Below are 14,777 nucleotides of genomic sequence, written 5' to 3'. Positions count from 1 at the left end.
TAACGTATGTTTTGCCTGGAATTGTATTTTCTATCTTCAACTTTAATAAACAGAACTCTTTTTTAAAAAGTCGTTTTATTTATAAGATATGCATTCACATATTCATGTACCCCATCTTCCAGAGAAGTGAATGATTTTGGGTAATTGTTTTTTAAAAGCTTTGACATATCAGCTTCAGTAAAATATTGGTAAGTGTCTCTTATATCGGCCGGAATATCAATAAATTCAATATTAGCTTTGATATTCATCGATGAAAAAACAGCATTGGCCAGATCTAAAAAGCTTCTTGCTTTTCCGCTTCCTGCGTTGTATATACCACTTTGCAGCCGGTTTTTATAGAGGAAGTAACATATTTCTGCTATATCTTTTACATAGATAAAGTCTCTTTTTTGTTCTCCGTCTGCAAAATTATCTTTATGTGAGCGGAAAAGTTTTAATTTCCCCTCTTGTTGAATTTGATGAAAAGCATGAAAAATGACTGATGCCATACGACCTTTATGATATTCATTTGGGCCGTAAACATTGAAAAATTTTAAACCTGCCCAAAAGGGAGGCAAGTTCTTTTGGCTCAAAACCCAATTGTCAAAATCCTGTTTGCTTTCTCCGTATGGATTGAGAGGTTTTAATTTCGGTATCAATGAATGCTCATCTGAATAACTATATTCTCCATTTCCATATGTGGCAGCAGAGGAAGCATATATCAGAGGAATTTGATGTTTAACACATAAATCCCATAGCTTTTTTGAAAAATTTAAATTCAGTTTATCAAAAACTTCTTTATTTTTTTCTGCCGTATCTGTACGGGCGCCCAGGTGATATATAACATCTATATCAGCATGATTTTTTTGAATGTATTCAAATAGTAAGTCGCGTTGAACCAACTCTAAATAAGATTTATGTTGCCAATTTGACTTTTTGCCGATTACTTTGAAATCATCACATAATATTATGTCTTTATGTCCCTGCCGATTCAAAAACCCACTCAGGTAACTACCTATAAATCCGGCTGCTCCTGTAATTAATATCATTTTATTCGTTTAGTCTCAAAAATAAGAAGAATATAACACTGCTTCACTGCCGGGTGTATTTTATTACCTAAAAAAATAATCCTGACTCAATTGAGAATAGAAATTTTATATGATATTTAAATATTTATCATTAAATTTAGATTAAATAGCTCTATTTTGAAACTAATGATACCTTTATGGTAGTTTATAAATAGCATTATTAAAGTCGATACATGCAGTTAATATTAAACAACAAACCATTTCCTAATCCTTTTAATACAGATGAAGAGGGCCTGGCGGGTATTTCTCCAAATCTCGATATAGATTTGATGCTTAAGGGATATTCAGCAGGCTTTTTCCCCTGGTTTGAAATTGACAGTGCTTTTTATTGGTATTGTCCGCCTGTAAGAATGGTTTTTGATTTAACAACAGAAACAGAACCTTTTTCAAAAAGCTTAAAACGTACTTTGAACAAGAATAAGTTTCAGATGTCTGTAAACCGGCATTTTGATAAAGTGCTTTTTCACTGTGCTGATATACCGCGAAAATCACAAAATGGAACATGGTTATCTCCCAGATTTAAAAAGGTTTTTATAGACTTACATGAAATAGGCCGTGCTCACAGCTTAGAAGTATATGTAGAAAATAAATTAGTGGGTGGTTTATTCGGTGTTTCAGTAGGTAAGTTTTTCTCAGGCGAGTCGATGTTTCATCTGCAAACAGATGCATCAAAAGTAGCTTTTGCTTATATGACAAGAATTCTTAGAAAATTAGGTTATGATTATATAGATTGCCAACTTTACAGTCCCCATTTAAAAAGTCTTGGAGCAGTGGGCGTCAGCCGTGAGGAATACTTAAAGATGTTAAAAAATGCTTTAAAAGAAGAAGTGATGCTTGATGAGTGGAAGAAAATGCCAAAATATGAAAGCTAAGTTTAATGATTTCAAAAATTTTTTAAGGAAATCAAGTTTTAAGAAAATAAGTAACGTACTTAAAATTTATATATCATACCATATTTCAAAACTGCTAAGAAAACCTTTAATGTCCGGTTTACCTTTTAGTATTGCAATTGAACCGACTACCTCCTGCAACTTAAGATGCCCGGAATGTCCAAGTGGCTTACGTGCATTTACCAGACCAACCGGTATGCTTCAGCGGGATGTTTTTGATAAAATTATTGAAGAAAGTAAATCCCATGCATGGTATCTTACCTTTTATTTTCAAGGGGAACCCTATTTGAATCCGGCATTTCTGGACATGGTCAAACAGGCAGATAAAGCCGGTATCTATACAGCAACATCTACTAACGCACATTTTTTAAATGCAGAAAATGCTAAAAAAACGGTTGAATCCGGATTGGACAGATTGATTATTTCTATTGATGGAACCTCTCAGGATACTTACTCATCCTACAGAATTGGCGGAAAGTTGGATAAGGTACTGCAAGGTACCCGCAATCTAATTTACTGGAAGAAAAAATTAAAAAGCAAGAAACCCTATGTGATCTTTCAGTTTTTAGTAGTAGGACCTAACGAACATCAGATAGAGGAAGTAAAAAAATTAGGAAAAGAAAACGGTGTAGATGAAGTGAAATTTAAAACAGCTCAGATATATAACTATCAGAATGGGCATCCTTTGATACCTGCTAACGAAAAATATTCACGCTATAGAAAAATGCCGGACGGAACCTACCAATTGAAGAATAAATTAGACAATAATTGTTGGAAATTATGGCATGCATGTGTTTTTACATGGGATGGAAGAGTAATACCTTGTTGTTTTGATAAAGATGCATCTCATACAATGGGAAATATTACTGAAAATAATTTTCAAACTATCTGGAAAAATGAAAATTATAAACAATTCAGGGCGAAATTGTGGAAAAGTAGATCGGAAATCGATATATGTAAAAACTGCACCGAAGGCACAAAGATATGGACAGAGGCATAAATGTAACAATGCATATCTGTATGCAAATCAATAGATTGAGTTATAAACAAAATCTTGTGGAAAAATTGAGTTGGAATAATCTGAATATAGAGGTAAGTTTGTTTTCTGTCTTTGATACACCCTAAAACACATTTTATGAAAAATTCTAAAACAACAAAAAAAGGCCTTAACGTCAGTAGGTATTTTACTAAAGAAGGCAAATCCGTATATGACTTATTTGAGTATGATATGCGTGCATCAGTTATCCGAAACCCTAACGGGGAAACTGTCTTTGAAATGAATAATGTAGAAGTTCCCAAAACCTGGTCACAAGTAGCAACTGATATACTTGCACAGAAATATTTTCGAAAAGCCGGAGTTCCGCAAAAAGACGGATCGCTTGGTTCTGAAAATTCTATTAAACAGGTGGCACATCGTTTGGCAGACTGCTGGAAAGAGTGGGGTAATAAATATAATTACTTTGCTTCTAATAAGGACGCAGAAATCTTTTATGATGAATTAGTATATACTATAATGGGTCAATATGCTGCACCCAATTCTCCTCAGTGGTTTAATACAGGTTTGTATTCAACGTATGGAATTACCGGTAAACCTCAGGGGCACTATTTTGTAAATCCTGATACCGGTAAACTGGAAAAAAGCACGTCTGCTTATGAACGTCCACAACCTCACGCTTGCTTTATTTTGTCTGTAGATGACGATTTAGTAAATGAAGGCGGGATAATGAATCTATGGGTTCGTGAAGCCAGAATTTTCAAATATGGTTCAGGTGTGGGAACAAATTTCTCTAATATAAGAGGAGAAAATGAAAAACTTTCAGGCGGAGGTTATTCATCCGGGCTTATGTCCTTTTTAAAAATTGGTGACAGAGCAGCAGGTGCTATAAAATCAGGCGGTACAACTCGCCGGGCAGCAAAAATGGTTTGCCTGGATTTAGACCATCCGGAAATTGTTGAGTTTGTCAACTGGAAAGTGAAAGAAGAAGAAAAAGTAGCAGCCTTAATTGAAGCAGGGTATCCTTCAGATTATGAAGGGGAAGCCTACAAAACAGTTTCAGGCCAGAATTCAAATAATTCAGTAAGAATACCTAATAGCTTTTTCAAAGCATTGGAAGAGAAGAAAGACTGGGAATTAACAGCCAGAACAGATGGCTCCGTAATTGATAAAGTAGATTCTCAAAAGCTTTGGGATCAAATTGCGTATGCTGCATGGCGTTGTGCAGACCCGGGAGTGCAATATGACACAACCATCAATGAATGGCATACTTGTCCGGAAGATGGCCCCATCAGGGCATCAAACCCATGCTCAGAATACATGTTCCTGGATAATACCGCATGTAATCTGGCTTCAATTAATTTGAGAAAACTTTTTGATGTTGAGAAAACGCATTTCGACGTAGAGGGATTTAAGCATACTTGCAGAATTTGGACAATAGTACTTGAAATTTCAGTATTAATGGCTCAGTTCCCTTCTAAAGAAGTAGCGCAAAGATCATACGATTACCGTACACTGGGTCTTGGATTTGCAAATCTCGGCTCAATGCTTATGGTTAGCGGAATTCCTTATGATAGTGAAAAAGGTCGTACAATAGCAGGGGCTGTAAGTGCAATAATGACCGGAACATCATATGCTACTTCAGCTGAAATGGCCGCTCATTTAGGGCCTTTTCCAAGATATAAGAACAATAAAAAAAGCATGCTGAGAGTAATGCGTAATCATCGCTTTGCAGCATATAACGCACATGATGCCTATGAAGGTCTTGAAACGAAACCGCAGGGTATAGATCCTGAGTTTTGTCCGGATTATCTTCTGGAAGCAGCCACTAATTCATGGGATGCAGCAATTCAATTAGGTGAAAAGTATGGTTATAGAAATGCTCAAACTACAGTAATTGCTCCAACAGGTACTATTGGTCTTGTTATGGATTGTGATACGACAGGCGTGGAGCCCGACTTTGCATTAGTGAAATTTAAGAAGCTTTCAGGTGGAGGCTACTTTAAGATAATTAATCAATCTATACCACAGGCATTGAGAAATCTGGGTTATTCTGAAAAGGAAATAGACAGAATAGTAAAATATGCCAAAGGCCACTCAACACTGGAAGGTGCTCCACATATTAATTACGAAACACTTCGAGCAAAAGGCTTTACTGAAGAAGAGTTAGAGAAAATCGAAACTCAACTGCCTTCTACTTTCGAACTTGGTTTTGTATTTAACAGATTCACTTTGGGCGACGCTACCATGAGAAGAATGGGCTTTTTAGATGAAGATTTTATGCAGGCTGACTTTTCTCTTCTAAATGAGTTGGGATTCAGCGATGACGAGATAGAAGAGGCAAATGATTATGTTTGCGGAACCATGACTATTGAAGGAGCTCCGGAGCTGAAAGATGAGCATTTGCCGGTATTTGACTGCGCTAACAGAAACGGAAGAAAGGGAGTTAGATATATACACCCTCACGGCCATATAAAAATGATGGCCAAGGTTCAACCATTTATTTCAGGTGCTATTTCTAAAACCATTAACTTGCCAAACGAGGCTAATGTTGATGAGATTAAGGAATGTTACGAACTTTCATGGTCCTTAGGACTAAAAGCAAATGCACTTTACAGAGACGGTTGTAAAATGTCACAGCCACTTTCCAATAAATCAGATAAAAAGAAATCAAAAACTAAAGTTGATACTGAAGAGATAAATTTATCTGAAGAAACATTGGACTTGAGTACTTTAACCGTTGAGCAGATTTTAGAGGTTGCCAGAAATAAAATGATAGAATCACCGGATACTTCATTTAAAAGGGAGCTTTCTAAAATTGTAGAACGTAAAAAGTTACCAAATAAACGCAAAGGCTTTACACAAAAAGTGAAGATAGATAATCATACAGTATTCGTCAGAACCGGTGATTACGGCGACGGCACTTTGGGAGAGATTTTTATTGATATGCATAAGGAGGGAGCCTCTTATCGTTCGATTATAAATTGTTTCGCAATAGCAGTTTCTATAGGCTTGCAGTATGGGGTTCCTTTAGAAGAGTTTGTAAATAAATTTGCATTCACACGTTTTGAACCAAGTGGTAATGTTCAGGGACACCCGAATATTAAAACCACAACCTCAGTAATTGATTTTGTTTTCCGTATGTTGGGGTATGAATATTTAGACAGAAAGGATTTGGTTCATGTGCAGACGGAAATTGAGAAAGTGCAGGAATCGGAAGTAGTAAAACCAAAACCATCCAAAGAACTGAAATCTAACAGCATTTCCAATAAATCTTCTGATCAGGAGCCTTTAAAAATCACTTTTTCAAGGAACGAACCGGAAGAGAATGATAAAAATTCAGGAACATCTGCAACTCAGGATTATATGAGCAGTATGATGGGAGATGCTCCGTCTTGTAATGTATGTGGCCATATAACTATAAGAAACGGCACTTGCTATAAGTGTTTGAATTGTGGAAATAGCATGGGCTGCAGCTAATGATTTGTGATTAATGCCATTTTTAAAAGCCGGGGTGAAAATTTTACTCCGGCTTTTTTTTTGAAGCTAAATGCTAATTTGTAAATGAATTCCAATCTCTAATCAAAACTTAATAAATAAATCTATAGTTTTGCAGAGGTATTTCATAAAGTTTAGTCAGTAAATTAAAATCAAAAGATATGTTTGGAGATATGTTTGGAAAAATCCAGCAAATGCAACAGGAAATGCAGGCTTTAAAAAGCAGAATGAGTAATATATCTGTAGCAGGTGAATCAGCCGGAGGACAGATAAAAGTTAGTGTTAAAGGTAACCAGCGTGTAGAATCAGTAGAAATTGGAGGAACTCTTAATGAATGGGATAAAGAAGAACTGGAAGACCTTATCATGTCTGCCACCAATAAAGCTTTTGAGCAGGTAACTAAAATCTACGAAGCTGAAATGGGAAATCTTGCTAAACAATATTTTCCGGATGGAGTACCTCCGGGACTTATGGATAATATGTCCTAAGTTATTGAATCAAATTTGGTGTAAGGCTTTAATACCTCCGGTATGTTCACGCCATCTTGTGTCTGATTGTTTTCAATTATAACTGCCATTAATCTGGCTAATGCCAATGCACTACCATTTAATGTATGCAAAAGTTTAGTTTTACCCTCCTCTTTATATCTCAACTTTAACCGGTTACTCTGAAAGCTTTCAAAATTCGAAACTGAAGAAACTTCAAGCCACCTTTTTTGTCCGGCGGCATAAATTTCAAAATCATAGGTCATGGCAGCGGTGAAACCCATATCACCGCCACAAAGTCTAACTATTCTGTATGGGATATTAAGTTCCGTTAAAAGAGACTCGACATAATCAATCATTTCTTTTAAAGCCTTATAAGAGTTTTCCGGCTTTTGAATTTGCACAATTTCTACTTTATCAAATTGATGAACCCTGTTTAAGCCTCTCACATCTTTTCCATATGAGCCTGCTTCTCTTCTGAAGCAGGGAGTATAACCGACTAATTTTACCGGTAATTCTTTTGGATCAACTAATGCATCTCTGTAAAGATTTGTAATTGGGACCTCTGCAGTAGGAATTAAAAAAAACTTTTCGGTTTGAATTTCATACATCTGACCTTCTTTGTCCGGTAGCTGCCCGGTTGCATAAGCAGAAGCTTCATTTATTAATAATGGAGGAATAACTTCAAGATAACCGGCATCGGTTGCTTTATCTAAAAAAAACTGAATTAGAGACCTTTGTAACTTTGCCCCTTTCCCTTTATACAGTGGAAAACCGGCTCCGGTTATTTTAGTTCCTGCAGCCATGTCCATAATATCTAAGTTCTCCATTATCTCCCAGTGTGGCTTTGCCCACTCAGGTAGAACCGGTAAATCTTTTTGATCTTTTATAATTTCATTTTCCTCAGCAGATTTTCCTGCCTTAACATCTTCATGAGGAACATTGGGTATTTCAATCAGCAATGCTTGAATTTGAGATTCGGCATTTTGCATTTTTTCCTGCATCCTTTTAGATGTTTCTTTATTATTTTGAGTTTCAGTTTTCTTTTGCTCAGCTTCCTCTCCTTTACCCTGAGCGTATAACTGACCTATTTCTTTTGAAAGAGTTTTGATATTATTCAAGATACTATCCAGTTCATGCTGTGCACTTCTTCTTTCTTCATCAAGCTTAAGGATCTGATTAATTGTATTTTCTACTGATAAATTTCTTTTTTTCAGACCCTTTATTATCTCTTCTTTTTCTTCTCTTATTTTTTGTAATGTTAGCATTGATAAAATTTTTTTCCAAAGATAGCATTTGATTGAAAAAAAACATTTACTTTTGTCAAGTACTATTCAACAAACATGCTGTAAGCTCTTTACAGTTGCTCCAAAATTAATCTCAGTCTGAAAAGTATATCAATGAAAACAGCTTTATGCAGTATGTACGAATAAATGTAAGCTTAAAATTTGAATTACATTAAATTTTTTGAAAAACGAAATAGGGTTTTGAATAAGCCTGCTATTAAACAAAGTACACCCACAAATAATATAAAATATCTACAAACAAAACATTCTAATATATGTATGACATCTTGCGATTAAATGAAATGGTATTGCCTGATTTAAAAGAAATTGCCGAAGAAATGGAGATTAAAGGCATCAGCCGCTTAAACAAGCAACAACTAATCTATAAAATATTAGATCATCAGGCTTTAAACCCTGAATCAGCACCTGAACAGGAAAAGTCGAAAACTTCTTCAAAACCTTCTCAGTCAGAAAAGCCAAAGCAAACTAAAAGATCACGCTTACCAAAAGAAGATTCAAAGCCTCAACCTGATAACAGACGTCCTGCAAAGAAGGAAGATAACAAACCTCCGCTTAAAGAAACCCCTCAACAGGCTTCTGCTAACCCTAATAAAGAGAAAAAGAATTTCTCTGAAAAATCAGCTGAGAAGCAATCGAGGGATGATTCTAACAGACAGGAAAAAAGAGAGCCGGAACAACCGAAAAGAGAAAATCGCAATCAGCCGAATAAGGGAGATAGAGATTCCCGAAGTGAAGGTCAGCAAAATCAACCTCATCAGTCAAATAAAGATAATAGAAACGAAAGAAGCGACAATCAACAAAATCAGCCTCCTCAACATAAGCAGGCTCCAAAGCAGGAGCGACCCCAGCAAAAAAAAGACCCCGTTATTAATTTAGATCTCGAAGGTGTTATAGATGGGGAAGGAGTTCTTGAAATGATGCCGGATGGTTATGGTTTTTTGAGGTCTTCTGATTACAATTACCTAAGTTCACCGGATGATGTTTATGTTTCACCTTCTCAAATTAAACTTTTCGGGCTAAAAACCGGAGATACAGTATTTGGAACTATTAGACCTCCAAAGGAAGGCGAAAAATACTTTGCTTTATTAAAAGTAGATAAAATAAACGGTCAGGATCCTAAGAATGTACGTGACCGTGTTCCATTTGACTATCTAACGCCTCTTTTTCCAATGGAAAAATTTAATCTGGGCGATGACGATAATAATTATTCTACCCGCATAATTGATTTATTTACTCCGGTAGGAAAAGGTCAAAGAGGATTAATTGTTGCCCAGCCAAAAACCGGTAAAACGCATTTATTAAAAGATATAGCAAATTCAATTGCTAAAAATCACCCGGAAGCTTATCTGATTATTTTGTTAATTGATGAAAGACCGGAGGAAGTTACTGACATGCAAAGAAGCGTAAGAGCTGAAGTTGTCGCCAGTACTTTTGATGAACCTGCCGACAGACACGTAAAAGTATCATCTATCGTTTTACAAAAAGCAAAAAGGCTGGTTGAATGTGGTCATGATGTAGTTATTTTACTGGATTCAATTACCCGTCTAGCCAGAGCACATAATACCGTTGCACCTCCTTCAGGGAAAGTGTTATCCGGTGGTGTGGAAGCAAATGCATTACATAAGCCTAAGCAATTCTTTGGAGCAGCCCGTAATATTGAAAATGGTGGTTCTTTAACTATTTTAGCTACGGCTCTTATAGATACCGGAAGCCGAATGGATGAAGTGATTTTTGAAGAATTTAAGGGAACAGGTAATATGGAGCTTCAATTGGATAGAAAACTTTCTAATAAGCGTGTTTACCCTGCAATTGATTTAATTTCTTCCAGTACCAGACGAGATGACTTATTGTTGGATAAAGATGTACTTCAAAGAATGTGGATTCTCAGAAACCATTTGGCTGACATGAATGCCGAAGAAGCAATGAATTTCCTTCTCCAAAGGATGCGTGGAACAAAATCAAATAATGAGTTTTTAATCTCTATGAACGGTTAGTATAAACTTTAATATCGTTAAGTTTCTAATTGTCTCTTTTGGGTTAATGTCCGGAGGGCAGATAAAAGTTAGTGCATTTAAACTAAGTTGAAAACTCCCCCAATTCTTACATCTGATTTAATTAATTATATAAATATTAAATATTTGTACAAAATAAGAATGTAAGTGAGACAGCTTTAGTTTTTGTGCTCCAAATTATTATTATTTATATGACTGTAAGTAGTTAATGCATGTGATTAGTTTCTAACACATTAAATGGCTAAGTATTAAAATTCTAAAAAGAAATATGAAATAGATTTGTTTTTAAAATAAAATACTCTAATTTTGAAATTACAAGATTAAAAAAATGATTATGAACATGAAAACCTTACTTAAGAAGAAAGCAGCCCTTAAAGTATTTACTTTTTGCATTATGCTTTTAACCGGATTTAGCTTGTCTGCGCAAAATATTTATTTTAGTGAAGACTTTTCTAATCCTATAGCAAGCGATAGCATTGCTGATTGGCAAAATATTAATGACGGTGGAACTACCGGTCAAACCTGGATGTTTGACAATCCCGGAAACAGAACATTGGTAGGAGCAGATTTTGATACTTCTTTTGCTATTTTAGATAGTGATTTCTATGGTTCAGGCAACAATCAGGATGCATCATTGATATCGCCTTCTATAGATCTTAGTACTTCTACTTCTGCAGAAGTATTTCTGACTTTTTCCGAAAGTTACAGACATGTATCATCTTCAGGCTCTCTGGATTATTCAACAGATGGGGGAGTTACCTGGAATAACTTGGTTACCAGAACATCCAGTACCGGATATCCGGATCCAATTACTGCAAGTTTTGACGTAACTTCTTTAAAAGGAGAAAGTGATGTGCGCTTCAGGTGGAAATATGTTGGATCCTGGGGCTGGTGGTGGGCCATAGATAACGTGATGTTAGTTGGTACCAATTGCCTTACCCCCTCAAATTTCACGGCTACCAAAACAGGACAAACAGATGTTACATTTGACTGGGATACAGTTCCGGGAGCAGATTTTTATGTTTTGGTATATGAAAATACATCTAGCGGTGATTTAGATACTATTTTAAACATTACCGACAATTTTTATGCATTGTCAGGGCTTGATTCAAATGTTGTATATAATGCGTTCGTTGCAGCTATTTGTGGTTTAGAATTGGGAAGCCCGGCACAGACATCTTTTGAAACTTTTGGTCCGGGTGCTGATTGCAGCAATCCAATTATGATTACTTCTTTGCCATATACAACTACTGATAATACTGAGAATTATTTTGATGTTTACAGCGGTTCACCCGGTTCTTCAGGTTGTGGAACAACTAGTGCTTATTTAAATGGTGATGATGTTGTTTATGCATATACCGCAGACTTTACGGGCAATATTGATATTACAATGTCACCTGTAGGGTCATGGTCAGGTATTTTTATTTATGCAGACTGCGCAGATATAGGTACAGCCTGTCTTGATGGTGTCGCTTCAAGTACAACAGCAGACAGAATAATTGACTTTTTCCCTGTAGATAGTGGTGATACATATTATATTGTTATTTCAACATGGGCAGCTCCGCAGACTGTTGGTTATACTCTAACTATTGAACCATCTCCGACTTGTTTTGAGCCTGAAGATATAACTATTACAGAATTATCCTTTGATTATGTGTCAGGTAGCTGGACAGAAGTAGGCCCGGCCACAGAATGGCAGATTGAAGGAGGCCCTCAGGGTTTTCCATTAGGCTTAGGTGATCGTTTTAATGTTTTTGGTACACCGGAATTTTCGGTTGATGGCTTAGACCCTAATACAGATTATGAATTTTATATTAGATCGGTATGTGCAGTAGGTGATACTTCTGATTGGCTTGGGCCAATTGGATTTAGAACTATATGTACGCCATTTGCTGCTCCTTATCTTGAAACTTTTGATGATAATATTTGGGTTTCAGGTACCGGTGCAAATAATATTAATAGTGAAATAGATAGTTGCTGGTTTAGAACCCCTTCTGAAAATAATGTTTTTGCATGGGGTACTCGAACAGGTACTACAGGATCTATTAATACAGGTCCTTCAGGAGATAACACTACAGGTAGTGGAAACTATATATTTACAGAAGCAGGAAATGGTTCTGAGGGAGATTTAGCAGATTTTATTTCTCCGCCTATTGACCTTACTTCACTTACTCTTCCGGAATTAAGATTTTATTACCACATGTATGGTAATCATATTGATACCTTTAGTGTGGCAATTAATAACGGTTCAGGTTGGGATATTGTACAAACTTTGGTTGGAGAGCAACAAACATCCAGTTCAGCTCCATATATCCCAAGCCAAATTATTTTGGATAATTACGTAGGTGATACTATTCAAGTTCGATTCAGAGTGAGAAAAGGTAGTAGTTTCAATGGTGATGTTGCGATTGATGATTTTGAAATCAGAGAAGCTCCTGCATGTATAACACCTGATAATATTGCTGTCATCAACTTATCTACCAATTCAGCAACAGCTGTATGGTCTCCGGTAACAGGAGCAGTGAATTATGATGTTGCATTATTAGATGCCGGCGAGACTTTTAATGACTCGGCTACTTTTACAGCCATCACAGATACGTTTTTTAATCTTACTGCTTTAGATTTCCTAGCTGATTATGATGTTTATGTGAGAGTAATATGCGCTACGGATACGTCAGATTGGAATTTTACTCCGGTAACTTTCTCTACTATTTGTATAACTCCTTTATCTGGAACATATACAATAAATGCTTTTGGCAACGGTGACTTCATTTCATTTACGGAAGCAGTAGAGGAGTTAGTAAATTGCGGAGTTTCAGGACCTGTGGTTATAAATGTGGATTCAGCTACTTATAATGAACAAATAATTATTCCTGCTATACCCGGAGCTTCTTCAACAAATACTATAACATTTACAAGTGCTAATCCGGAAGAGTCTATTATCTCTTATGAGGATCAGGTTTCAGCTGACAGATATGTAATTCAGTTAGATGGAACTTCACATTTGACTATAGATAATTTGGGTATACATGCTCTAAGCAGCGATTTTGGTTGGGGTATACATTTGACCAACAATGCAGATTCAATAAACTTAACCAATAATATTATTCTGTTGGACAAGACCAATACATTAGTTAGTAATGTAGGAGGTATTATTGCTTCTAATTCAAATACATTAGCAACTTCGAATGGTGAAAATGCCAATAATTTATTAATTGAAGGCAATACAATTATCGGTGGTTATCATAATATTAGATTAAATGGTTCGAGTTTAGCACAGTCTCAGGGAATAGTGATTAGAGATAATATCCTTCAGGACGCTCATGCATATGGAATCTACACGGATCAGTTAGCAGCACATCTTATTTTTGGTAATGAAGTTACCAGGCCAACCAGAACAGTAAGTGCTATCTATTATGGAATAAGAGTCAGCAACTCAAGCCAATTTGAAATAAATAGCAATAAGATTTATGATATCTATGAAGAGGCACCTAGTACAACTTTTTATGGTATTTATATAAATGCTTCCTCTGCAATTGCTTCAAACCCTAATTTGATTGCAAATAATTTAATTTACAATATAGATAATCCATCATCTATTTCTTATGTAATCAGACATCTTGCATCGGATTTCACAAACATTTATCATAATACCATTTCATTGGTAGATGATAATAAAACCTCGGCAAATTATTTATACTATCACAGTACTGCTGCCGACAATATAGAGGTTAAAAACAATATATTTGAGGCTATAAATGCCGGTACAGGGACTATCAGAGCGCTTTGGTTTGCTCAGGCAACAACTGGATTTATTTCTGATAATAATGTTTTTAACATTGAAGGATCGGGATCTGAAATTACATTAGGTCGTTTAGGATTAACGAATTATGCTGATTTGTCTTCTTGGCAAACTGCTTCAACCCAGGATGGAAATAGTGTAGAGGAAGATCCTTCTTTTGCAAATGCGGCAAATGGAATTTTCATTCCTACGAATCCGGCAATAGACGGTATAGGTGACCCGGCTGTAACTTCAATTGTACCATTAGATATTGATGGAGAAACCAGAGATGCGAACCCGGATCCGGGAGCGTATGAGTTTACACCACCGGACAATGATATAGCTCTGGAAACTATTTTAGCTCCTCTGCCGGATCAGTGTTATACATCTACTGAGATAGCTCAGGTGTTGGTCTCTAACCAGGGGTTGCAGGATTTAAATTTTGCTGATGATAGTTTAGAAATTACATTAATTGTTGATGGAATTCTTCCTCAAACATTTAATACAGTTATAAATACAGGGACATTAGTCGTCGGTGATACTTTAAGTATAGAGATAACAAGTGTGTTAGACATGTCACTTGAAGGCTTATATGAGTTTACTTTTATAGCCAATTTACAGGATGACGGAAACCCGTTTAATGATACGCTTACATTAAGTATAAATCGTTCTCCGGGTGTGATAGTTACTAATAATACGGAAGTTTGTTTTGGTGAAGAGGCTTCACTTGTACTAACTGATTT

At 36.0% G+C, this 14,777-nt stretch carries 8 protein-coding genes; 6 read left to right on the top strand and 2 right to left on the bottom strand.

The window, feature by feature from the left end; genetic code table 11:
• Positions 1 to 62 precede the first annotated feature (62 nt).
• Positions 63 to 1,028 (bottom strand): ADP-glyceromanno-heptose 6-epimerase, encoded by a 966-nt coding sequence (gene rfaD, locus EA412_10205; GenBank protein TVR77720.1) that lies wholly within the window; start codon positions 1,026 to 1,028, stop codon positions 63 to 65.
• A 212-nt stretch (positions 1,029 to 1,240) separates the two neighbouring features.
• On the opposite strand from rfaD, the gene EA412_10200 reads away from it, so the two are divergent.
• The 4 genes from EA412_10200 to EA412_10185 all read left to right on the top strand — a co-directional run bounded on the left by EA412_10200 (position 1,241) and on the right by EA412_10185 (position 6,937).
• Entirely contained in the window at positions 1,241 to 1,939 is a 699-nt protein-coding gene (locus tag EA412_10200) for a leucyl/phenylalanyl-tRNA--protein transferase (GenBank protein ID TVR77719.1), read from the top strand.
• On the top strand, positions 1,929 to 2,957 hold the full coding sequence (locus EA412_10195; GenBank protein ID TVR77749.1) for a radical SAM protein: 1,029 nt from the start codon (positions 1,929 to 1,931) through the stop codon (positions 2,955 to 2,957). Before EA412_10200 ends, EA412_10195 begins: the two co-directional genes overlap by 11 nt.
• A 135-nt stretch (positions 2,958 to 3,092) precedes the next feature.
• Positions 3,093 to 6,431: a vitamin B12-dependent ribonucleotide reductase gene (locus EA412_10190; GenBank protein ID TVR77718.1), complete on the top strand. Its 3,339-nt coding sequence runs from the start codon at positions 3,093 to 3,095 to the stop codon at positions 6,429 to 6,431.
• Between the two features lie 179 nt (positions 6,432 to 6,610).
• Positions 6,611 to 6,937, top strand: coding sequence for a YbaB/EbfC family nucleoid-associated protein (locus EA412_10185; GenBank protein TVR77717.1), 327 nt, complete (start codon positions 6,611 to 6,613; stop codon positions 6,935 to 6,937).
• On the opposite strand, the gene EA412_10180 is transcribed toward EA412_10185, so the two are convergent.
• The gene (locus tag EA412_10180) at positions 6,934 to 8,202 is read right to left on the bottom strand and encodes a serine--tRNA ligase (protein ID TVR77716.1); all 1,269 of its coding nucleotides are present in this window, start codon (positions 8,200 to 8,202) and stop codon (positions 6,934 to 6,936) included. The genes EA412_10185 and EA412_10180 overlap by 4 nt on opposite strands.
• A gap of 293 nt (positions 8,203 to 8,495) precedes the next feature.
• Between EA412_10180 and EA412_10175 the strand changes: the two genes are divergently transcribed.
• On the top strand, positions 8,496 to 10,235 hold the full coding sequence (locus EA412_10175) for a transcription termination factor Rho (protein TVR77715.1): 1,740 nt from the start codon (positions 8,496 to 8,498) through the stop codon (positions 10,233 to 10,235).
• Between the two features lie 346 nt (positions 10,236 to 10,581).
• On the top strand, positions 10,582 to 14,777 hold a 4,196-nt coding region (locus EA412_10170), incomplete at its 3' end, for a hypothetical protein (GenBank protein ID TVR77714.1).

The sequence above is a fragment of the Chitinophagaceae bacterium genome (assembly GCA_007695095.1).
Lineage (GTDB): Bacteria > Bacteroidota > Bacteroidia > Chitinophagales > REEL01 > REEL01.
This window is presented reverse-complemented; position numbering and strand designations above follow the sequence as displayed.